General features: G+C 34.3%; 15 protein-coding genes and 2 pseudogenes. 8 read left to right on the forward strand and 9 right to left on the reverse strand.

What is annotated here, in order from left to right:
- Nucleotides 1–202: 202 nt before the first annotated feature.
- The 4 genes from PSF11_RS02450 to PSF11_RS02465 all read left to right on the forward strand — a co-directional run bounded on the left by PSF11_RS02450 (nt 203) and on the right by PSF11_RS02465 (nt 8,842).
- Nucleotides 203–2,533: a LodA/GoxA family CTQ-dependent oxidase gene (locus tag PSF11_RS02450; RefSeq protein WP_081368622.1), complete on the forward strand. Its 2,331-nt coding sequence runs from the start codon at nt 203–205 to the stop codon at nt 2,531–2,533.
- Complete coding sequence (locus PSF11_RS02455; protein ID WP_072502275.1) at nt 2,506–3,609, forward strand: NAD(P)/FAD-dependent oxidoreductase; 1,104 nt, start codon at nt 2,506–2,508, stop codon at nt 3,607–3,609. The genes PSF11_RS02450 and PSF11_RS02455 overlap by 28 nt, the downstream gene beginning before the upstream one ends.
- A 257-nt stretch (nt 3,610–3,866) precedes the next feature.
- Complete coding sequence (locus PSF11_RS02460) at nt 3,867–5,423, forward strand: hypothetical protein (RefSeq protein WP_053110182.1); 1,557 nt, start codon at nt 3,867–3,869, stop codon at nt 5,421–5,423.
- An 833-nt stretch (nt 5,424–6,256) separates the two neighbouring features.
- Nucleotides 6,257–8,842, forward strand: a complete 2,586-nt coding sequence (locus tag PSF11_RS02465; RefSeq protein ID WP_072502273.1) for a putative mucin/carbohydrate-binding domain-containing protein — start codon at nt 6,257–6,259, stop codon at nt 8,840–8,842.
- Between the two features lie 305 nt (nt 8,843–9,147).
- Here PSF11_RS02465 and PSF11_RS02470 read toward each other — a convergent pair.
- Nucleotides 9,148–9,558, reverse strand: a pseudogene (locus tag PSF11_RS02470) (ISNCY family transposase); the annotation flags it as partial.
- Nucleotides 9,559–9,940: 382 nt separating this feature from the next.
- On the opposite strand from PSF11_RS02470, the gene PSF11_RS02475 reads away from it, so the two are divergent.
- The gene (locus tag PSF11_RS02475; RefSeq protein WP_072502272.1) at nt 9,941–12,382 is read left to right on the forward strand and encodes a M60 family metallopeptidase; all 2,442 of its coding nucleotides are present in this window, start codon (nt 9,941–9,943) and stop codon (nt 12,380–12,382) included.
- A gap of 340 nt (nt 12,383–12,722) precedes the next feature.
- Here PSF11_RS02475 and PSF11_RS02480 read toward each other — a convergent pair whose 3' ends face one another.
- Complete coding sequence (locus PSF11_RS02480; protein ID WP_072502271.1) at nt 12,723–13,664, reverse strand: P63C domain-containing protein; 942 nt, start codon at nt 13,662–13,664, stop codon at nt 12,723–12,725.
- Between the two features lie 358 nt (nt 13,665–14,022).
- Here PSF11_RS02480 and PSF11_RS02485 point away from each other — a divergent pair, with 358 nt between their 5' ends.
- From PSF11_RS02485 to PSF11_RS21235, 3 genes and pseudogenes are all read left to right on the forward strand, one after another.
- Entirely contained in the window at nt 14,023–14,205 is a 183-nt protein-coding gene (locus PSF11_RS02485) for a hypothetical protein (protein ID WP_040133176.1), read from the forward strand.
- Nucleotides 14,206–14,634: 429 nt separating this feature from the next.
- Nucleotides 14,635–15,270, forward strand: coding sequence for a GrpB family protein (locus tag PSF11_RS02490; protein WP_072502270.1), 636 nt, complete (start codon nt 14,635–14,637; stop codon nt 15,268–15,270).
- Nucleotides 15,271–15,366: 96 nt separating this feature from the next.
- Nucleotides 15,367–15,489 (forward strand): annotated as a pseudogene (locus PSF11_RS21235) (IS481 family transposase); the annotation flags it as partial.
- A 140-nt stretch (nt 15,490–15,629) separates the two neighbouring features.
- Here PSF11_RS21235 and PSF11_RS02495 read toward each other — a convergent pair.
- From PSF11_RS02495 to PSF11_RS02525, 7 genes are all read right to left on the reverse strand, one after another.
- The gene (locus PSF11_RS02495; RefSeq protein WP_042116602.1) at nt 15,630–16,685 is read right to left on the reverse strand and encodes a hypothetical protein; all 1,056 of its coding nucleotides are present in this window, start codon (nt 16,683–16,685) and stop codon (nt 15,630–15,632) included.
- Nucleotides 16,686–17,124: 439 nt separating this feature from the next.
- On the reverse strand, nt 17,125–18,186 hold the full coding sequence (locus PSF11_RS02500) for a hypothetical protein (protein WP_223854778.1): 1,062 nt from the start codon (nt 18,184–18,186) through the stop codon (nt 17,125–17,127).
- Nucleotides 18,187–18,200: 14 nt separating this feature from the next.
- Nucleotides 18,201–20,768: a fimbria/pilus outer membrane usher protein gene (locus tag PSF11_RS02505; RefSeq protein ID WP_061064026.1), complete on the reverse strand. Its 2,568-nt coding sequence runs from the start codon at nt 20,766–20,768 to the stop codon at nt 18,201–18,203.
- On the reverse strand, nt 20,765–21,514 hold the full coding sequence (locus PSF11_RS02510; RefSeq protein WP_004919958.1) for a fimbrial biogenesis chaperone: 750 nt from the start codon (nt 21,512–21,514) through the stop codon (nt 20,765–20,767). Before PSF11_RS02510 ends, PSF11_RS02505 begins: the two co-directional genes overlap by 4 nt.
- Nucleotides 21,505–22,254: a fimbrial biogenesis chaperone gene (locus PSF11_RS02515; RefSeq protein WP_014658390.1), complete on the reverse strand. Its 750-nt coding sequence runs from the start codon at nt 22,252–22,254 to the stop codon at nt 21,505–21,507. The genes PSF11_RS02510 and PSF11_RS02515 overlap by 10 nt, the downstream gene beginning before the upstream one ends.
- Nucleotides 22,255–22,273: 19 nt before the next feature.
- Nucleotides 22,274–22,804 carry a fimbrial protein gene (locus PSF11_RS02520; protein WP_014658389.1) on the reverse strand — a complete coding sequence of 177 codons (531 nt, stop codon included), beginning with the start codon at nt 22,802–22,804 and terminating at the stop codon, nt 22,274–22,276.
- Nucleotides 22,805–22,825: 21 nt separating this feature from the next.
- Complete coding sequence (locus PSF11_RS02525; RefSeq protein ID WP_223854776.1) at nt 22,826–23,317, reverse strand: fimbrial protein; 492 nt, start codon at nt 23,315–23,317, stop codon at nt 22,826–22,828.
- Nucleotides 23,318–23,342 lie beyond the last annotated feature (25 nt).

Here is a 23,342-nt window from a genome sequence, read left to right on the forward strand (position 1 = left end):
AATTTTTAAATCAAAAAGCCATCTAAATTAGATTATTTATTATTTATTCTCTTTCTTTAAAAGACTAATTTATTTTTTATTGAAAAAATTAGATTAATGGTTGGTTGATAACTAAATTCCGACCCTGAACTGCCTTTTTTATTTTAACTCCAAAGGTGACATTAATGTTATTTAATGATATTCAAACTAGAAAGGTGCTTTTATGAATATTAATAGTGAATTACCAACTCCTGTTATAATCAATAAGGATTCTAATAATCCGGAGTTCATAGAGATAATGATCCCAGCTAATGCAGGACTTAGAATGTATGATTTACTTACAATACATTGGGAGAGTAATAATATATTAGCTAATAGCTACCCTCAAGCGATTACTAGTGCTCGAGAAGGAAAAGAATTTTTATATAATATTCCTATTTCTAAAGTATCTGCGGTAGAAAAAGTAAAAATTTGGTATTCGTTTTGTCGGGTCGGATTTACTGATATTCAAACATCACCGGAAATATTTGTGAATATTTCGTCATTATCACAGGTTGATAAAACTATTAATCATACAGGTTCTCTCGCTCAAACTAAAAATATAAACTTAGATGAAATAGTTTATGCAAAAATCCACCCAGGTATTGGTATTGGTCGAGTTGGTAATAGTAAAAATGAATATTATGTTGGTCCCGAATATGCAGGCCAGCCTTCACCTCCTTTTGGATCTACTCGCGATGCTTCTGGGGCAATTAAACGTCAAGCAGCTAAATTTAGAGTCTATGGCTACAATAAAAATGGTGTTGCTATCGCAGAGCTAACGACTGAAAATGCGGATATTACATGGCATGTTGAGTTAGCTAATACTAAAGCATCATGGTACGACTTTGATAATGCGATGGATCAACCAGCCTCTATAGCTAAAGCTGTAGCCCGTAGAAATCCGTTAATTAAAGGAATAGAACGTAGAGAACTTGAAATCAGACCACCAGTTAAAACAATCAATGGAGCTAATCGTAGCGGAATACAATTTGATGGAGGTAAATTTAAAAATGTTCCCGTTAATCTTGGTGAACTATTAACTGACTCAGTTGGACGTTTATTGGTATTAGGTGGACACGGCAAATCTGCTTCTCCGAGTGGGGCTCCTCTGTTAGTTATTGATGCAGACGGAAATGAACATAATTTTAATAACTCAGTTGATTGGTATGATGATACTTCTGATGGCCCAGTTTCTGCCGAAGTAACTATTAAAGGACGACGTGTACCTACTACAGATGCATGGGTTGTGATCGGACCACCTGATTATGCACCAGGCATTGTCCCATTTCGTTCAATGACTGATATGATTACACATACTGCCATTGAGTCTGGAACATTGCCACCAGTGACAGAAACATCTTATACAAGAGATATTCTCCCTCTGCTAACTAACCTTGCTAATTTACAGTGGGTTAACTTAGGTTTTGCTCAAGTATTTGGTCCCGGCGGTTCATTTCCTATTGATGCGAATCTCATTAAAGAATTACCTCTAAAAGAAAGCACCTTAAAGCGATTTGACGTTTTCTCTCAATTTCGAGCACCAGACGATATAACGTTGAATGGTGGGGATAAGATGAAATGGCCACAACTCTATGGTGATGGATTTGAAACATTACCCTTAGACCGAGTGGGTGATCTATTACCTGTCTCTCCTGTTAGTTATCAACACCTTGTTAATTTTGTTACGTCTAATTTTATTAATGATTTGGAATATAACGATGAATTTACTAATACGTTATTTCCTACGATACGTTATACACAGCCTGTTGATGAATTACCGATTGAAATGCAGCCTGATGTTTTAGATAAAGGGCCATTGTCTTACTGTTGTGCTGATGCATTCCATCCAGGCTGCGAACTAACCTGGCCAATGAGGCACGAATCGTTATACAGCGAATTTCTGCGAATTAAACGACGAAAGATAAATGAACATGAAAAAAACTATGGAGATATATTAACACCAGAGCAAGCTCTAGCAGCTGATGGGCCTCTTCATAAACAAGGTCCTGGCGATTTAACTCGTTGGATGGCGGTCCCTTGGCAGGGAGATACGGCACGTTGTCGCTCTGGTTATGATAAAGAATTTCATCCATATTTACCTTCTTTTTGGCCAGCTAAAGTACCCAATGAAGTACTTTCTGAATATAACTATAACCTTTTCAATAATAATAAGTTAAGTGAACATGAGAGAACTGAAGCATTTCAAACTCGTCATTATTGGCAACGTGGATTTTTTATAGGAAATCATGACAATGAAAGTGTCATGCAAGCGACTGTTTCTCATTTTGACCTTTTGGGAATTGTTCAGCGTCTTCCCGCACCTGATGATTACGAACCAAGCATGGACAGTGTCTTTGTTGAACAACTAAAACCTGGTTCGCCTAGCTTTCCTGAAGCAGTTGCAGCGTTTAGTGCTCATATTAATGGCGTTCCAATCAAAAATAGAACTGAACTATTAAAACAACTCGGATGGACTGAAAAACAATGGGAAGAATTCCGTCGGACTCGCTAACTCAAATAAATTGTGATGTTGTGGTTGTAGGGGGCGGAGTTGCGGGCACTGTAGCAGCACGTACATTGTCCCTTTTGGGGATACGAGTCGTTTTATTAGATTCTAGCAGCGGAGTACGACAAAAGGTAGGAGAAAGCTTGCCTGCCGCTGCTCGTCCAATGCTGCATAAACTCGGACTTCTTAACTATTTTAATGATCAAATCTTTCTGACTAATTATGGAAACTTATCCTGTTGGGGAAGTAAGGAACTGAGAGAAACGGACTTCATTCGTGACCCATATGGTTGTGGGTATCATCTTGATAGGCGCTTGTTTGAACAAGCCTTGCTATACGCTGCAGAAGATTTGGGAACTGTGCTGATTAAAGAACACGTTTCTTCTTTTATTGAAATGGATGATGGCATAAAAGTTCAAGCAGGAAAGTTAAATATATCAGCAAAATGGATGATTAATGCGAGTGGTAACTCACAATTTATTGCAAAAAAACTCAGTGTTTCAAGGCAAAAAGATCCCCTTTTATTTGCACTTTATACCTGGTTTGACAGTGACATTTTAGATACGAGAAGTGTTATAGAGGCAGTTTCATCAGGTTGGTGGTACACCGCCGGATTACCTAATGGAAAGCGTATCTTGGCCTTTTTTACCTTGCCAAACCAAGCGAAGGCAATACTCCGTGAAGAAAATGCGTTCTCATTAGCGTTAAAAGAAACAATGTATATTCATCAATATTGTCCGCTTGAAAGTGTGACTAGAAACCAATTAGAAATGATTGAAGCTACAGGAGGATATTCTGAAAAAGTGTTTGGTCACAATTGGATTGCAGTAGGTGATGCCGCATTGTCTTTTGACCCTATATCTTCTCAAGGAATTTATAATGCAATTTATACTGGTCTTAGAGGAGCAGAAGCAATTAAAGCCGTATTAACAGATAATGATCATAAATTACTTACTAAATATGGCCTACGCATTAAATCTATACGTGATGCCTATAGCAATGAAGTAAGTCGCTATTATCAACAAGAGACTAGATGGAGAAATAAAGAATTCTGGCAAGTTCAACAGGTTGCTAGAATATAGAGAAACTTTATAGCCTAGGCATTGTTATATGGATTACAAAACTGCCATATAACGTAAAAATAAAAGGAACATAATTATGGTTTAGATAATTTTTCTATATCACCCATTTCCATTCATATTATTTATGAAAACAACTGGCATTTGAATTTTAAATTAACCCATTTTCTTTTAATATTAAATTATTGTTGTTTAACCAATTTGTTGGATTAAATCTTTATATTTAATGTAATATTAAACATACAATTGTAGGTGGAGCCATGAGTAAAAGTAATTCTAAAGATCATGATATAAACATACAAAGAAATACAGGTATAGAAGCAGAAAATGCAGCTATCGAAGATATTCGCAGAATGTTTGTTGATGAAATTCAAGTAGGGCGTATTGTTAACGAAAATCAAACGCCAGCTAGACGAGCGGCTTTTGTTAAACAGCATGGTGTTGTTCATGGAACATTTAAAGTTCTTGATAATCTTCCGAGTAAATATCAAGTGGGAATATTCAGACCAGGGGCATCTTATCCGATGTGGGCTCGTTATTCCAGTGACATCGCAACAAATGCACCAGATTTAAATTCAACGGTAGGTATTGGTATCAAATTATTTGATGTTCCTGGCGGCAAAGTATTTGGTCAAGGAACGACTGTTGATTTCATATTGCAAAATACCCAAGTTTTTTTCGCCAAAGATGCTGAAGAAATGGCAGAGTTTAAACAAGCTGCAATGGCAGGTAAATTACCTGAATTTTTACAAACGCATCCGGAATTAGCGGCGGTTTTAGATAGTATGTCTAAAAGAGTAGATAGTCTTTTAACTGAACCTCTCTGGAGTTGTGTGCCATTTAAATTTGGTGAAAATAACTACTGTAAATTTAAGGTAGATATAGAAGAGGTGGCAGGTTCAACTTCTGTCAGTTATAGCGCCCAAAATTATTTGTCTTTAGACTTATCTAGAAGACTAATGAATGGTCAAGCAATACTTAATTTCTATGTTCAAATACGTAATAATCCTGTAACACAATCTATTATTAGTGCACGCAGTTTATGGAACGAGAGTGAAGCGGTTCCTTTCAAAGTAGCCACATTGACTTTTCCTAGACAAAATATCAATGCAAGAAACCAAGAAGAATATGGTGAATCTTTAGCTTTTAATATTTGGAGGACATTACCTGAGTTAGAGCCTGTAGGAAGCATTGCTGAAGCAAGAAAGGTTGTTTATGGTTCATCTTCAGTGGTGCGTCGTGATGTAAATGGACAAAGCATTGGAGAGCCATCAAAACCCAGAAAAGCCAATTTTTCTGGCTATTCAGTTTACCAACCCACAACAGAAACACCATGGCCTGTAGGCGAGCTGGGTAATGCTATTGAAAACTTCGAGCAATTTCCCCCAATAACTTTAAATGAAAACCACTATATTACTATGAATGAAGTGACAATTAGCTCCCGTGACGTACATCAATCAGTAAATATAAATAAACTATCCTCAATAGGAGGTCATCTTACTGATAAAGGTATCTCTTACATTAATCCCGGGCAGAGTGGTACCTTACGAATCTTATTTCAAGAACATAGGATGAAGAAAGTGACATTCGATCTTTTAGTTCAACCTATTTCTTACATGGGTGAAGATTTATTCATTCAGTGTCATATTACAAACAATGAAAATTTAGACATTTCAGAGCCTACAATTGTAAGAAAGATAAATGGCAACATTAATATTGAAGCAAATAACAAGCAGGGATTTGACTTAATAACCCTTAAATTTAATTCTAGTATATTATCATTTAATATAAACAATATTATTATGCATTTCGCATAGTAAATCATAACCACCCGTATAGTCTGTCTCTTGATCACGAGTCCTTTTCAAGAAACTGAGCGAACTCATAACTTTCAAGGATGGTTTGCAATTTGAGCCATCCTTCCCAGAGCGTCTTAACTGACGCTCTTCCATTTCTTTTACTGTCTTTTAAGCGCGGAGCAGAATGATGTTTAAAGGTGTGGAGCCTCGCAAATTTCCGGTGTCCACTTCCAGAAAAATACCAACAACAAAATGGGTTTATGAGCACCCTGTAAGGCTTGCCGGTTGAAAAAGTGGGATGCGTTAATTACATTTCTCCACATTGAATACATGACCGTCATATTCGTTGTCTTCACAATTTGAGCTGCTAGCCGCTGTTTTAGCTTAGATGATATAGCTAGTGATTAAAGAATTAAAGATTAATTGATGAAATATTTCCTACAGTTCGGGGTAGCTAATACCATATTTTCAGTACGAATGTACGGTACAAAGGATAATAATATCCGTGAAATAATGCTCCTTAAATACATTCACAAAACGAGCCTCAACGACGGAATAGTTAATTTAATATACCATTCACTTAAACTTTGCAACAATGCCCTATTTAACGTCTTTTATTGATGTGTATATTAATGTGCATCTTATATCTACTTTTATATTTTAGCTTTAAATTTTATTATTTTTTATTACCTTGATGTTTATAGATGTGGGGCTATCCTTATTATAAGGAAATTAGCTTATATCTAATTTCTGAGATTTGTATTTATAACCACTTACGGCGCAAGCTAAATTCTTATAATGTAATTAGTTTTTTAATCTAACACATCATATTTAGATAAGGATAATTAAAAATGGTTAAAGAAAAACAAATATATTCATTAAAAAACCCTTACTGGCTTGATAATGCAGGGTTTTCTAAAGGAAAATATCATGACAGGCAAGAGCTTGGTATTATTTTAAATGCAGGCTCTATAATTAAAATTAGATTGAAAAGTAATAACTTTGCAGGGATGTTAACTTTAAGGTTACTTAATGATGACTCCAAAACTGAAATGTCTAAAGAATTTGGAACTAATTGGATAGAAGTCAAAGCTGAGTATACTTCCGTTCCTTTTATTGATACTCCATATATGAGTGAAGAGATGAAGCTTGAAGTGGAATTTGAATATTCTTTAAATTCTAAAGAGCTTCCTATTTACTATAATGGTCTTAACCAGAATGATTTTTTCTATAAATGGGATAGTATAGATGCTGATTTTGCATTAATTTCATTAAAATACAATGTCCTTTTGGTACCTAAGCGAAATAAAGATTATTTAAAATCCCTTTCTTCTATCGAAACAGTTTCTTTATTTTATGAGGACTATTTCAATTTTATTAATAATCTAGCGGGAATATCCTTTGAACCTAATACGGAAATTTCAAATTTAAATTCACCCAATCGCTACTTTATGAAAGCAGATAAAAATGGAGCCGGTGCTGCATATTATGGCTCACACTGGACAGCAGAATCATCCTTATCGATTAAAAGTTTCTGGCTAGAAGCTGAGCTGAGTAATTGGGGATGCTTCCATGAAATTGCACATGGCTATCAAGGCAATTTTATGTCTGATTTGTATTTTTCATCAGGTGAGGTTTGGAATAATATTTATGCAGCATGCTATCAAGAAGAAAGGTTAGGGACAAAAAAATATAAAGAAGGATGGTTATATGATTATGGGGGTGGTCATAATGTTGAAAAAACAATCATTAATTACATAAATGAAAACATTCCTGTTGATAATTGGGATTTGAGATCTAAACTTGTTTTTTATATGATGATGATAAAAAAAGCAGGTGATGACTCGTTTACTCATTTCAATCAATCATACCGAGAGAGCATTAATTTTCCTGACGAAAATGACTTAATTTTATTTGGTGATAATGTTTTATTTAATATGTTGAGTAAGAGTTTTGCCGATAAAAGTCACTATAACATGGTACCTTTTATAAAACGCACTGGTGGGTTTATTTCTGAAAGGTTAACTGATTATAACATATCAACCTTTACTACGCCTGTTTATCCATTGTTTTTATTAATAGAGGAAGAAAACTTATTCTACGTTCGTGAAAAATTAAATACAAAAGAAAATATTGAATTGGTTAATACTAATCAACTTTCGACTCTTGATGATACACGAAATGTTAAAATTGAATTTAATATTAATGATTTTGATGAGATAAAGAATGATATAGTTTCAGTTTTTCGCGGTGATGAGATTATTCATGAGCAAATTATAAGTGAAAAAACAATTAAAATGGATATACCTATTGGTATATATAACTTAAGACTTCCAATAGGAAAGCGTAATAGCTATACTGTTGATAGCTGGAATTTAATTGTTGATCAAAAAAACAGAAAAAAAATATTTAACTATGATATAAAATATAATTCTAATCTATTAAACCAAAGCATCGGTTTTTTTGGGCTAGGAGACGAATCGTTTGGAGTGTTAACTGTTAGTCAAGAAAAGAAAATCATTATTATTCAAAAGGGTAATGGTTCACCGCATTCTTATTATAAAAATGAACTTTATGCAAAAATAACCATAAAAAACAATAATGGAATTACCGTGTATTCAGTCGATATCAATGGAGATATGGACGATGACATTAATGATACTATTCCGTTCGAATATGGTTATGAAATTATCATTTATCATGCAGAAACGCATGGCAGATTAAAATCGGTTAATAATTCAGGGGAAATAATAAATCCCGAGAGTAATTTTAACACTTTAATTATACATAAAAGAGGAGTTATTAATAACTCAATCGCTGATTTCACAAAGGAAACTATAATATCAAAAATAGAAAATGAAGCCTCACTTTTACGGTCTAATGTGGATTTTTTGAATAATTCTATTATAACAAAAGATAATATAAATCTTGCGATAAATAATTTTGAGTCGGAATTACGTGATAAATTGCGTAATGAATATCATGATTGCCTACCTAATAAACAGGACAATATATTACCAGGTCCTTTTGTTAACTTTATTTTTAAAGGAATAGGTGACTGGGAGTTTTTTGATGTAAATATTGATATGCTAAAAAATGAAATCACAATATCGACTAAAGAAGGGATACCACACCATTATTTTGATGAGCTATATACATCATTCTTTTATATAGGTAGAAACAATGAGATTTTATATCGAATTGAAATATATGGAAATAAAACATTAAAAGAAAATAAAGTTACACTACCTATCTCTGGTGATGGAGGGGAGCATTTCTATTTATATCATGCAGAGCCACTATCCCGTGTAGTGATACGTAATAATGATAAGCGAGTTTTCAATTCTGCTGAACATCAATATTATACATTAACCAAAAATGGATTAGCGGTTTCAGATAAGCGAAGCCTTGATAAAGACACGACCTTATTATATTAAAACTATGATAAATGAATAACCCCGCTGCAAGCTGCGGGGTATCTAAAATAGTGCTAGTTGTATTCGTGACCTTGTTTAGACCTATCATCTGTTCGTTTCCATACTTACCAACCCACGCTGGTAAATAACCACCTGTCTATCAACACCGTGAATTACACCATGGGTCATTAGAATATGATTCAGTATTATCAATCGAATTATTTTCTATCATGCCCAAATAGAGTAATTCAACTGCTATTTCGCATGATAAACTCCAACTAGTAAAATAGCGTGCATAATATTATTTTAAACTTTGCTTCCAAATACTTCTTCTGAACCAATTTTACCAGTTCTAAGGTATAACCTAAGCGTTTATTATCAACAATAGCCCCCTGGTCAACCTCAGATTGCCGATCATAAATAGAATAGGGGAGAACGCCACCATTTAAGCGGATCTCTTTTCGTCCATCAGGATAATGTCAAACTTCAATGTATTTACCAATCGCTTTACGACTTGCAGAACTGTCTTCAATTAAATACAACATTTTATCATATTGAACAGCCAGTGACTTAGAGACCCTTCTTGGCTCTCGCCACGTAAAAATAGCATCAAGATCATCATCAATATCAAGCTGACGATGAACATCAAAATCATGCCGAGGTGATTTGGCAAAACGGCGATTGTAATCAGCCATAAACTCCTCAGCAAAAGCATTTGCATCATCCATGCAGCTGATGTCTTTGAACTAAGTTAATTATTTAATAGTAGAGTACATAAAATAAATTCTTCATTATTCAATTAGGTGCCGTCTAATTTTAAATTAATTAACATAATAACCCTCAGCAATTGAATGTTTCACTTAGCATAATTATTCATTTAATCTGTGTAACACTACCTAAATTAAAGAATAATAAGCATAACCACTAATTAATGACATATATTGATGTGTATATTAAAATATATAGTGTACTTGCGGGTTTATTTTAGCTCGAAGTTTTATTTTTTTTATTTACTTGAAGTTTAGATGGCGTGGGGCTATTTTTATTGTAGATGATTAGTTTTCATTTAATTATCAAAAATTGACTCAACTTAAATTAATGGAAATTAAAGGACTTATTATGACTGAATACATTAAAACAATTTACCCACATGGTATTCCAAGAATTTATGCGGATAAAAACAAAAGAAATAGAACTTGGAGCCCATATCAATATGTACCATATTATATAAATGAAAATGAATTGCTGGATGTTTTTATAACAGGGGGGGAAGTAGAAGGCACATTTTTTGCTGTTGTTGGTTTACCCAGTGATTCTGAAAATTTATCCACTTATTCTTTAGTTAGCGGGCACAATCGTATTACTATTAAAAATAGCGGGTTACTTAGCTTTGTTAATAACAATGATAATGGCAACGTAATTATTAAAATAAACTCACCACATCAAAGAGTTCCTTTTTTTAATTTATATGAAAATAGTAATTTAGATTTTCATACAGAAATGGAGTTATATCATGATGCTAAGTATGTTATTCTAAGCAATAAATTATCTGATATAATAGTTACTTATTCAAGTGCTAAAAAATATATTAAAGACGTTACAAAGCTAATGATAAACTATGATGTAATTATAGAGGCAGAAAATAAAGCAACCGGCGTTTTTAGTAATGGTAAAGCTGATTATAAATTAGATCCTAATCGAAATTTACATATCGAGGTTAATCATGGATTCATGTTTGCAACAAATGAATATACAGGGTATAACGACGGCCAAGGTGCTATGTCGCAGCTTTTAGGGTTATCAAATGAGCGTTGGGGAGTGTGGCATGAAAACGGACACCAGAGACAACAGTTTCCTTGGGAGTGGTCGGGGGGAACGGGGTTAACAGAAGTAACAACTAATATTTACTCTTTATTTGCCCAAGAAGCTATATATGGAAAAGCCCGTCGTATTGATGAAAACATGCCTGAAATAAAAAGATTTTTAGAAAACAACAATCCTAATAAATCATATGATGATCAAGACCTTTTTTTGAAATTAGGTCTTTTTTGGCAATTAAAACTAGCTTTTGGAGACCAGTTTTATCCACAACTCCATCAACTTTATAGGCTAATGCAAGATACACCGCCTCAACACGATAATAACAAGCAAAAACAACTGTTTATTCTAACTGTTTCTAATTTAGTTAATATCAATTTATCTCCATTTTTTTCAAAGTGGGGTATTGATCCGGATTTAAACACGCTATCCCATATATCTTTTTTACCTAAATTGAAAAAAAATATTTGGGAGTATACAAATGATAATTATCATCAAATAGAAATGCCAGAGCCTGAATATATTCCAGAATTAATTTATCTTAAAAATAGTATCAGCGATGTATCTATTGAAAAGAACAAAATTAAATTTACAATAGATAAGGATTGGTATTCACCCTATGATTATATATTTGAAAGGAATGGGGTATATATTGGCTCTGTTTATGGTGGGCAACATTATTATTGCTCTTCAACATTAGTTGATAATGGCTATCAAATTGTCAGAACCTTTTCAGATGAAGAATCATTATCTCAAAGTGATATCTTTAGTATTAGAGTTGATTACCAAGGAAACCATATGATTTATTACTCCAGCATGGAGATAAATGATTTATGGGATAAAGTCAAAAGTATATACACAGACGATAATTTTACAGAATTGAAATCTGAAATTATTCAGGATGACTTGGATGAGCTATGGGAGTTATATGATTCTGTAAATAATGATTCCACAATTGACATCAGAAATAAAATATTATTTGCTCAACAACTATTGATATCAAAATTGGTTGATAGAGATTATTTTGACCATTCAAACTATACGGTTTATTTTAATAATTTATCATTTGAAAATTATCAATTTAAGGCAATATCTGGTAATGATTTAATTGCTGAACTGAATAATGGTACACCTGTTAACTCTACCATTAATGGGCTAACATGGAACATCCCATTAAATTGTAATTCAAATTCAAGAATTGATATATTGGTTAATTTCCACAGTTATAATTTTATAGTTAAAGTGGGTTTTTCTGAAAGTACTTTATTAGAATCAAAAATTGATGAGCTATACAGTCAAAAAGAAAATGAAATTTTAAAAGAGAGTGTCAGTCAAACGGATATTGATAGCATACGTAATTCCATTTTAAATAGCAACTTACCATTTTGGAAAAAAACATTATTACTGGATGACTTAGATATTGCTCAAAGAATATATTTAGCTAACACAATCCAGAATGTTTTCATTTCAGGCAATAACTTTTATGTCAATTTTGTAGATAATAATCTATTTCGAGATTATAGATACATGCTGTATTCTGATAAACATTATATATCTGAAGTATCGTATGGGCAAAATTACTATTCGTCATTAAATCATACAACATGGGTCTCAAGAGTAGAAAATTACAATCCTGAATCATTGAATATTACTGCATATGTTAATGATAAATGGTATCTAATATATGAAAGTTCATCAGAAACTAAAAATATAGTCTATGATTATCCGGAGAATATGCTGTAAATACTGGCTTGGTGTTAGGAAATTTATAGTATTTTTCATACAGTAAATGTGGGGTTCTAGTGCGGAGCCTCACATCTTTCGATGTTCTGTATTCACTTGATTTATCACAAAAAATGTCTGATTGAGCGATGATCAGAAAACAACTATTGTCAACAATAGCTCCTTGGTCAACCTCAAACGGTCGATCATAAATAGAATAGGGGAGAACCTCATTACTTCTCTTCCTGCCGCAATAAAGCCTTTTACGGATGAAATTTGATAGATTGCGGTAGAATGGTCTTGGGGTTTACCGCAATCGGGAAAGTTCGTATTTACACATAGAGTGCATTGTGCGAATCAATCAAGAGGTAAGTTCAAATTTTTTTGGTGCTCTTTTTTTTATGCTAGGCTTAACTTCTTCTTTAAACACTAATTCAAGTTCACATTGTGGATCTGTATTAAATCGTTTTTTAAATAACAAATTAAATTGTTCTTTATTATCAGATATTTTCATTAGTGTAGTAACTTCTGTTATCTGTTTTTTTAAATGTTCTCTACCTATTTCAGGTGTTAGTTTTTGATGGAATCTATGCTTGTAATTTCCACTTTCGGTTCTAGGCATATCGCTCTTGATTGTTTCAAACACGCCATCAGGTAAAACCTCATAAATATATTTATTCGTAAGTTTTCCTACAAATTGTGGTTTTTTCTTAATATTATTTGGCGTATATGAATAATTCCAAAGTCTGAATATTTCTTTATAAAATTCATCAGTAAAAGTTAATTGCCATTTTAAAATTTCTTCTGAAACATATGCTTTTAGGATTCGTTGAAGCTCATTTCGCTCTCTATCATATTGATAGCCAGTTGCTTCATCTATTAATGATATTATCCCGACTTTCGCAAAAGAACGAATTAGCATTTCACATTGTTCAGCTATTATCGATTGTCTAGGGGATAAATCGATTTCTTTTCTTGCTTGCATGAATGCATCACAGATATCAACGAGTATGCTGGCTTCATAACCGTTTATTTTTTTATCGCCTTCGTAGCATTCAATCGGAGCAAAGTGGTCCTCTGATTTATCCTTATAAAGGAATGGGATAAGTGATTTTTGATTCAAATATCGCTGTAATCTGGTCCCAGCAACTTGATAAGTTTTATCATCATCAACGAGTTTTAATGCTCGTTGCATTTCTCTTCCAGATAAAATACGAGTGCCATCTTTCAATACATAACATGAGATGTCAAAACCCGCTAAGTCTAGTGTACCTCTATATAGTATTTCTTTTGATTTATGCATGGCTTTCTCTTTATAAGTTTTCAGGAAGGGTAATCCGATTACCAAAACCCCCGTGCTGTACTACGGGGGGAATCTAGTTGAAACAACAGCATCTTATAGATTTTCTATCATCTCAATAGCAACATTAGACTGGCTTATATATTACAACTCAAGAGTTAAATTTAACGTAAGGTAAAATTTGAAATAAAGAGGCAAATTATCAAAAGAATCAGTTAAATAATCTGTGGTTTAGTATTTGAGATACTTCATTTGCTATTAAATAACGTATTAACTTATTGATAATACAGTGATACGGTTTATCAATTCAGTATTGACTATCTTATGGTTAACTGATGATTTTTGTTTAGGTGAATAGAAGATGAAAGCGATATCTATAGTTAACCAAGTGGGGCAGAAAATTACATTAGGTGAAAAAACGTTAGAAATTAGAAAGTGGCAATCAAACATAGATGCAGAAGAAGAATTGTTAATCGTCGAAAATTCACGTTATCTGGAGAGTGATATGGCAGCAGCTTGCACATCATATTATGAATTAGGTTGATTAGCATGGAAGCTAACAGATATCAGAGCAATTGCAGAACCCATAGAAGTCATTGCAAAACAGAAGATTTATGAAGTCGAACTGATTTTAGAACCAAAAAAGAACCAACATGATTAACCAGCCAGAACGCTGGATTTCTTCATTTCATACTTAGATTCGCATAATGTGTATTATGTTAAATAGAGTGTGGGAGCTAATAACTTTATAAATAGCCTCATTATCACTATCATTACCTCCTGATTTACTATGCGAAATAGCTACTGGTAGTTTAACCAGTGCTCCTAGTATTAGTGTATGCTTATATATATTTTTACTACCCTACCACGTAAATACGTTTGCCGGGTAATATTGTTATTGGTGGTGGCGGAATTCATTGCGTAACCATGCAACAATCCGATTTCACAGCATTTATTACGAATAAACAAAGATATGACACAATTTAATACAAAAAGAGCCTCATTAGATACGTTATCTCCCGAAGATATCTGTGCTGTAATGAAATTTGAAGATGGTGACCCGAATGAAAACCCATGGGTTTTAGGAAAACCACCTACACTTAAAATTGAGATCCGTGACTATGATCCTATTTGGGCAACACTTTTTATACAAGAAAAAGCACGTATCCAAGCCGCACTAGGCGAAGCAGCACTACATATTGACCATATTGGCTCAACTGCGGTTCCAAATCTAGCAGCTAAACCTATTATTGATATTGACTTAATCGTTGAGGATCCTACTGCTGAGAACCGTTATATCCCTCAACTAACTGCCTTGGGGTATGTTCATACAATTCGCGAACCATCTTGGTATGAACACCGAATGCTATACCTTGATAAACCACAGGTTAATTTACATGTATTTGCACCTGGCCGCCCTGAACATTTACGTCATCAGTTATTCCGTGATTGGCTAATGACCCACCCTGACGATCTTGCTACCTATGCCGTCAGCAAAATGAAAGCAAAAGAAGGTGTTAATACAATGATGGATTACAATCAAAAGAAAAATGATACTATTCAAAAGATTTATGCAAAGCTATTTGCCCATTTACAAAAAAATAGCTAAAAAGCGGAATGCATGCATAGAGTTATTCATCAATTTGATAAGCAAGATATAGGTCAATCGTCAGCTATTTTAGCGGATTTATCACATAAAGAATGATTAGCTGAATGGGAGGTATTTTATAATTGTCATCGCCCCACTCAGCTCATGCTGGTAAAACACGGTATGAAGTATTAAAAAATAAGCTTGGTTTTTAAGGTTAAGTGTCAGCCGAGGTTCTGAGTGACACACAATCGGATGTTACGAAAATCCTGTACATCGGCTATACCGAGTAAATAAACTTTAGGGTTAGTCATAGTATTAACTTAACGTCCTGATTATTGATGAACTATAATTAATTTTAAAATCAACTTACGATAAGCTTAACGCATAATAACCGAAAGTTCTACGGAACCACGTGCTAAACCGGTTATCCCTGCCCCCTTTGAATATAACTCATATTCAAGAGTTTTCGTTATATTGACATTGTTTTCATTTGCGTTAATACGACCAAGCTCGACTATAGTCTGGTCTAAACGTATTGGTAATTTAGCCCCATTGTGGTGCACAAATAATTTTACATACGCAGCAGCTTGATTACTTGCGTTATTTAAATTGACATCAAAAGCATTACCAGAATAGAACTCTGGTTTAACGTTAGCTGAAATTCCGATATATGCGTCAACTTGATCCTTAAATTGGCTACAATTTATCGTCATAGGGCGTTGAACGGAAGCTAATAAAGTACCGTTGGCTGCACTAGAATCGTTAATACCAAAATTAATTTTATTCGGAGTCTGCAAGCTGCATGTTAGTCCAGAAACAGTGATATTTATCGCTTCTGTTTTGGATACTAGCATCTTCCAATTCCCTTCATAAAGGGTACGCCAGTCTTTAACAGAGGTACCTATATCGTGTTTTAAGTGATATGTGCCACCTTTTTGATTCCCAGTGCCATATATTAGCAAACGACCCGTTGTATATACATTATGTTGTATACTAATTTCAGGCGTTGTTTGATAAGGTTCAAAAATACAGTTTCTAGAATGTGGAAATTGATTCGTACCAGAACCCCAACCATTGAAATGCCCTGTTACAGTATCGATCTCTCGGTAAGGCCAGTCAATTCTTGTTCGTCTATCCGTAAAAGTAAACTCAGGCACTAGCATTAGGTCATTACTGATTGGCATTCCATATATACCATCAATTTCCATCAGACTATTCAGATGACATTGGTTGTATGAGCCATTGTAATAGTTGGTTAATGAAACATACGGAACTATTTCACCGATATTATCAGTTGTATTAACTCTTGAATGTGATGAAGAGTAATTACCAAATACTCCAACTAAACCACGACCATTAAATACCTTAACGTCCGCAGCTAATGTTGGCAGAGTTATGCTTGTCAAAATGATTGCTAATAAAATCTTTTTCATCATATTACCCTAATGTCATAGAAACCGCTATGATCAACTCCTAAGATTATTATCATATCTTTACGCCCTCAATAATCTCTATGTATACTTTTAAAATAAATTGAATCCCATTTTCCAAGTAATCAATTATATAAGATTGATTACTACTGTATTGATATACGTTTAACCACAATGCTACATTATCTTTCAAACGATAATCCGTATGGTTAAATTATGAAAAACTATCGTCGTCTTTTTGTAGATTATCTCAATGCGGCAAAGTCAATATATGCATCTAAGTTACATATATTGACATAAATGGTTTAGCGGATAATTAATACCATCAAGGATTTTATCTCGATATTCAACACACTTTTCTTTAGGATTAATCACAGTATTAAATTTACCGTCATAATTATTGATGAACTATAATTAATTTTAAAATTAACTTACGATAAGCTTAACGCATAATAACCGAAAGTTCTACGGAACCACGTGCTAAACCGGTTATCCCTGCCCCCTTTGAATATAACTCATATTCAAGAGTTTTCGTTATATTGACATTGTTTTCATTTGCTTTAATACGACCAAGCTCGACCATAGTCTGGTCTAAACGTATCGGTAATTTAGCCCCATTGTGGTGAACAAATAATTTTACATACGCAGCAGCTCGATTACTTGAATTAATTAAATTAACGTCGTAATTATTCCCTGAATAGTACTCGGGTTTAACGTTAGCAGATATTCCAATATATGCATCAACTTGATCCTTAAATTGACTACAACTTATGGCTATCGGACGTTGAACAGATGCTAATAGAGTACCTGCTGCTGCATTCGAATCTTGAATACCAAAATTAATTTTATTCGGGGTCTGCAAGCTGCATGTTAGCCCAGAAACAGTGACATTGATGGGATCCGCTTTATCTACTAATTTTACCCATGACCCTTCATTAAGATTACGCCAGTCTTTGATCGAGGTGCCTATATTATCTTTTAAATAATACGTACCACTTTTTTGATTCCCAGTACCATATACTAGCAAGCGACCTGTTAGGAAAACCTCATGTTCGATAATAGTTTCTGGCGTTGTTTGATAAGGTTCAAAAATACAATTCCGATACCATGGAAATTGATTTGTACCTGAACCCCAGCCATTGAAATGCCCTGTTACTATATCGAATGGGGCAGGCCGAGGATAAATTAATCCCTTTCTTCGCTCATCTGTAAAAGTAAACTCAGGCACTAGCATTAGATCATTACTAATTGGTATTCCGTAAATACCATCAATTTGCATTAGAGCGGCTTGATAGCAAAGGTTATATGAACCATTGAAAGAATTGGTTAATGTAACATAGAAATAAGAATCTCCAACGTTACCGTATGTTACCATTTTGTTTTTTGCAGTGTAATTCCCAAACACTCCAACTAAGCCACGCCCATTGAACACCTTAACGTTTGCGGCTAATGATGACATTGTTATACTTGTCAAAATGATTGCGAATAAAATTTTTTTCATCATATTACTCAAATTAGTTATTGGCATGTAACAGTTAAATTACGCAGCGACGAGTAGGTGTTTTCAGTCGACTTACTCATATCAAATGGAACTTGACATTGCTCAGAGTTTGCTCTTCCCCATACTACTGATAATGTCCCTTTTTCAGGTAACCCGCTTATATATACACGACCATTTTCACCAACAATTCCTGATATTAAACTAGAACTATCTTGTTCTGATTGTTGTAGTGATGCTACAGCTCCCATTGGAATAGTTTTTGGACCCGTTAAGGTGAGCATCGCCTGATACCCTTTCAAGGTATTAAACTGAGTTTTAACTAAAGCGCCTTTTGTTGGATACACATTAACGGATGTTTCTTTACTTTCAACATCTGTTGGTAATGTATTAATATCTAGATTAATAATATTTTGGCTGTATTCCATCATATTAGGCACAATAGCGTAACCCCGAGAGTCAATAACGGCCATCCCATTATTGATACTTGTTCCCGCAGCATCTGGCGCATACACTACAGCAGCAGAATTACCAATGAACTGACCCAATGTAACCCCACCAGGGTGAATGACGGCAGCACCATTTCCATTCGCGTAAGTTAGCTGACTTTCGCGACTATAACTGTATCCGCCTCCCACATATCCTTTACTTCCTTGATAACCGACGTTAACCGAACTGGATAATTTTTGGTCTCGGTTATCACCACTTTCGCTTAATTGGTAAGTAAACTTATTATCTAGTAACTGCCCATTAACACCAAGCTGTTGGTAGGTTCTTCCGCTATTGTCGTGGCTTATCTGGAAGCTGCTACTAATATTTTCAATATTTTTATTATTTGAAAACAGACTAAATGGCACGCTAACGTTGAAGCTAATTTGGCGGTTTTCAGGCCAGTTTCCGTCACCTTGTGTACGGCTAATACTGTAATCAATACCATAAGATAAACCTTTATAGAAACCGCTATAACCAATCCCTAAGGTCGTTATCGTATCTTTACGTCCCCAATAATCACTACGCATACCTCTAAAATAAATTGAACCCCATTTACCAAGAGATTGGTTTATATAAGATTGAAAGCTACTACGTTGACGTCCGTTTAACCACGGTGCAACATTATCTTTCAAACGATAACCTGCATGGTTAAAGTCTGAAAAGCTATAATAGTCTTTTGTTGAGTACCTCAACGCGGTCAAGTCAATAGATGTACCAAAATCAGATAAGTTCTTTGAGTAACGAAGTCTGAAGGATTGACCTTGCTTATCTTCATTTCTAATTGTGGCATAGGCATGGGTAGCATCGATTGACATGGCACCAAATGAACCTAATGAGAAACCTGTACCAACAATACCAGTCCAGTAATGATTAGCCCCTAAAAAACCGGTATACAATGTGACCGCTTTGGGTAATCCGTATATGAGTGTCCCCATCAAGAAATTACTTTTTTTATTACCATCGGTTATGCCACCATTGTATTGACCCGCCGCAACTTCATATTTAAATGTTCCAGCTCGTTGCATTACGGGCAATGATGAGAATGCTTGAGTGAATACTCGAACAGAGCCATCTTCCTCATGAATTGAAACCTCCAAGTCCCCAGCTGTACCTGTTGGATAAAGGTCATTAATCACAAATGGTCCTGGTGCAACGTATGTTTGGTATATGGTATTACCATTTTGGCTTATAGTTATGCGGGAATTAGATGATGCAACGCCTCTAATTTGTGGCGCAAATCCCCTATCACCTCGTGCTAACATCTGCTCATTGGATAATAAACGAACCCCTTTTACTGGGACACTGTCAAGTACATCATTGAGTGTGCTCGTTTCACCCATTACAATTTCAGAACTTAAGTGCTGAATATCCCTTGAAACGGTTGTGTTATTAAAATCACTTTGGTGATTACGTACCGTCTTACCGTCAAATTTATTTTCATTTTCAAGGTAAAAATATTGGGAACGTAAACGCCACGCACCAAGATTTAATCCGCCTGTAATGTTGGCAAAAATAGAGTTATTTTTTGTTTTACCGCCAATTCCACCCGTAAATTCTTGTCGGCTCCCACTGACTTGATAGTTTAATATCAAGCCAGGTAAACCTTGGTCAAGAAGCTCTATCGGTACAGCACCTCTAGCCTTCTGGTTCATAGAGATTTGCGGGATATTTAAATTTAGTGTTAATTTTGAAACATCGAATTGAACTTGTGCATTTTCTATTACCGATGATAGAGAGGTAATTTTGTGAGTCGCAGGCATTCCTTTCAATATAGAATTACCTTGAATATTTACGCCGAACTCCTCTAACATAGCGGGAGTAAATTCAGGAACAATGTTACCTTCACCATCTTGTGTGAAATATATTTCCTTCTGGCCTATCTCCTCTTTATTTATTTTCATAGTAACTATGTAACGACCAGGAGCTACTGTATCAGAACGTGCAAATACAGATAAATCGATACTATCTTTATCTGTTCCTGCCGGCAGGTTTAAAAGAGCGGGATCAAAATAAGGCTCAGCACTAGTTACCCCCCCAAACAGACAAAACATAAGCGCTATTGAGATAGGTTTTAAGATAAATATTCTGTTGTTCATAATATACTCTCATCCAATACGCCAGTGCTCAGTTTTGTTATTAATCCATATTCATTTAAAGCTTGCCAAGTAACCTCACCAGAAACAGATTGAGGTAATTCAATTTGGTTTTCACTAAATGGAGGAATACTGTCATCAATTAATTTCATTGGCACTTTATATGAACCAATAGTTAATGAGGTCAATGTTATTGAAAGAGCTGACGGGTTTTTGATCGTCAGTTTATTTTTATTTATAGAAAAACGCATTTTTTCCACTTCCTTGTCAATCCGTAATTCTTCAATTGCTTTAGGTCGATAAAGCATTTTTAAATAGAGTGTTGGAGTAACAATAAACTCCGAGGTGTTCTTATCTGATACTTCTGGAATAATTCTTAATGAAACATAAAATACACTTTCTCTATCTTTTGCTAAATTGCCATCAGCAACCCGTTGTATTTTCCAACTATAGCGAACGCCACTATCTAAACGATGTAATGGCGGTGTGATTAAAAAAATATCTGATTCTTTATTAATCAGTGGCTTCAACGTTTTTTCATTTGCAGCAATGATTTGAGACTGGACGAGTATTGCCTCGCTATTCGCATTCTCTAACATGGTTGAAACACCATTTTTTTCCGATTCTTTATAAACTATACGTTCAGGTGAAAATAACAAACCATTCATGATATCGGTATTTGCGAAAGACGATCCCATATAATAAACAAAAGAAACAATTAAAATAATGATTTTTTTAACTATTGACATGTTTTCCTCTCGCCTAATATTAGTGAAGCCGTATTATCTTCACTATCACCACCATAATCATTAACTGCTTTCCATACTATTTTACTCGACTGATTTACTTCACCAGTATTGTTTATTAAGTATCTGCTTTTTGGTGGAATTATTACTCCAGATATTTTCGGATACTGTTTATTATTTATTTTTAGAGAGCTTAATGTTATATGATATGGAGATGGATTTTCTATACATACATTCTTTTTATGTAAATAAAACTGTAGCCCTTTAATTGCATCTTCACTTGATTGTGTTAATCCATTGGGGCGATAAAATAGTTTTATAACTAAACGTGTACCTATCGATAACTTTGCCACCTGTTCTTCATTATTGTTAGTTGTAACACCTGGTATACCAATAACACTAAAATAAAATAAGGATTCTTTATCTTTAGGCAGTTGAGTTATTTTTTCTTCAGGCAAAATTTTCATTGCCTGCTGACTATTTGGATTCAATCGATATAGTGGTGGTGTAACTAAAAATACGCCTGATTCTTTTTGCCCAATAGGCGTATCAAACACCCCTGATTGAACTAAATATACACTGTCACTATCGTTTTTTAAGGTAATGGATTCTTGCGTTGAATCACCATTCCAAATAATTCTTGTTTGTTCTAATAGTAGCCCTGCATAAGCATTAGAAGATAAGTCTGTTAATAAAATTAAAGTACCAACCAAACAAAATAATGAAAATATGATTCTACGCATATTATATATCCTAGATTAGCTAGTCAGTGAGTACGGTGAATATCATTGACGCTTTAAAACTACCTTTTGTTATTTGATTCGTATCGTTACATTCACCGCAAGATAATGCTGTTGTCACTGTAAAGGTATCACCGATAGCATTACTAGAGTTAAGCCGGAAAAGAACATCACCATCTGTTTTCGCAATGTTATTAACTAATAACTTAATACCGACACCTTTTGAGGTTCCACTTTCTTTGAATAAAGGTTTTCCATTGAAAATTTCTGTTTGTCCAGATACAAAAATTTTGCTTTTAGATAAATCGCTAACATTTGTACATTTTGCTAGCTTCAAAGTTATATCTCGATTTAACTTTGTGGTTTCACCCGAATCGTTTTTGACAATATCAACTGGTGAAACTTTTTTGTAATCAATCACAGCTTCTGAAACATCAACTTCACAAGTCTTTTTATAAAAAGTCGCTTCAAAATCGACAGCAACAGTATTCACTTGTGCTAATACTGATTGGCAGAATACAATCGATACAAAAGATAAAATTAACCGCAGCACATTGGTATCCTCTTTTTTGAATTATGGCATTACAACGGTTAATAAAATTGATGCTTTTGCAGAACCCGCTGTAACGGTGCTATTGTCTGCTTGACGTACAAATCCGATGGTCATTGGTAAAGAACCTTTTGTACTTCCAGCAGGTAAATAAAAGCTTTCATTATTTTTTAAGGTTTTTCCCTTAGAGTAGAACCCTACCAACTCTGACACTTCACCATTTTTCAGCATAAAACCAACCCCTTTTGCTCCAGCAGGGTTCTCTGTTAAAAATAGATTAGGGTCATTTGATACATCACCTGTTACCATTACTTCGGGCATCACCGTTGTTTCATAATCTCGACATTGGTATGAAAGTTTTATTGGCGTAATATCTACAGCATCATTTAATCTAAAATCTCCGACAACAGGACGACGAGTCATTTCGATATTTGATGGCGTTACCTCAATGTCACATTCACCAATACTTTGTATATCTGCAAGTATTTCTAGTTTATTTCCTGCAAAAGATTGCATTGTAGAAGCCATTAATAAACATGCG

The organism is Providencia sp. PROV119 (assembly GCF_028482435.1).
Classification (GTDB): domain Bacteria; phylum Pseudomonadota; class Gammaproteobacteria; order Enterobacterales; family Enterobacteriaceae; genus Providencia; species Providencia stuartii.

What these genes read in the sequence shown, in the direction of transcription:
- PSF11_RS02465 (WP_072502273.1), top strand. Translation starts at nt 6,257, where the DNA reads ATGGTTAAAGAAAAACAAATATATTCATTAAAAAACCCTTACTGGCTT.
- PSF11_RS02475 (WP_072502272.1), top strand. Translation starts at nt 9,941, where the DNA reads ATGACTGAATACATTAAAACAATTTACCCACATGGTATTCCAAGAATT.
- PSF11_RS02500 (WP_223854778.1), bottom strand. Translation starts at nt 18,186, where the DNA reads ATGATGAAAAAAATTTTATTCGCAATCATTTTGACAAGTATAACAATG.
- PSF11_RS02450 (WP_081368622.1), top strand. Translation starts at nt 203, where the DNA reads ATGAATATTAATAGTGAATTACCAACTCCTGTTATAATCAATAAGGAT.
- PSF11_RS02505 (WP_061064026.1), bottom strand. Translation starts at nt 20,768, where the DNA reads ATGAACAACAGAATATTTATCTTAAAACCTATCTCAATAGCGCTTATG.
- PSF11_RS02485 (WP_040133176.1), top strand. Translation starts at nt 14,023, where the DNA reads ATGAAAGCGATATCTATAGTTAACCAAGTGGGGCAGAAAATTACATTA.
- PSF11_RS02490 (WP_072502270.1), top strand. Translation starts at nt 14,635, where the DNA reads ATGACACAATTTAATACAAAAAGAGCCTCATTAGATACGTTATCTCCC.
- PSF11_RS02495 (WP_042116602.1), bottom strand. Translation starts at nt 16,685, where the DNA reads ATGAAAAAGATTTTATTAGCAATCATTTTGACAAGCATAACTCTGCCA.
- PSF11_RS02455 (WP_072502275.1), top strand. Translation starts at nt 2,506, where the DNA reads ATGGGAAGAATTCCGTCGGACTCGCTAACTCAAATAAATTGTGATGTT.
- PSF11_RS02510 (WP_004919958.1), bottom strand. Translation starts at nt 21,514, where the DNA reads ATGTCAATAGTTAAAAAAATCATTATTTTAATTGTTTCTTTTGTTTAT.
- PSF11_RS02480 (WP_072502271.1), bottom strand. Translation starts at nt 13,664, where the DNA reads ATGCATAAATCAAAAGAAATACTATATAGAGGTACACTAGACTTAGCG.
- PSF11_RS02460 (WP_053110182.1), top strand. Translation starts at nt 3,867, where the DNA reads ATGAGTAAAAGTAATTCTAAAGATCATGATATAAACATACAAAGAAAT.
- PSF11_RS02515 (WP_014658390.1), bottom strand. Translation starts at nt 22,254, where the DNA reads ATGCGTAGAATCATATTTTCATTATTTTGTTTGGTTGGTACTTTAATT.
- PSF11_RS02525 (WP_223854776.1), bottom strand. Translation starts at nt 23,317, where the DNA reads ATGCAATCTTTTGCAGGAAATAAACTAGAAATACTTGCAGATATACAA.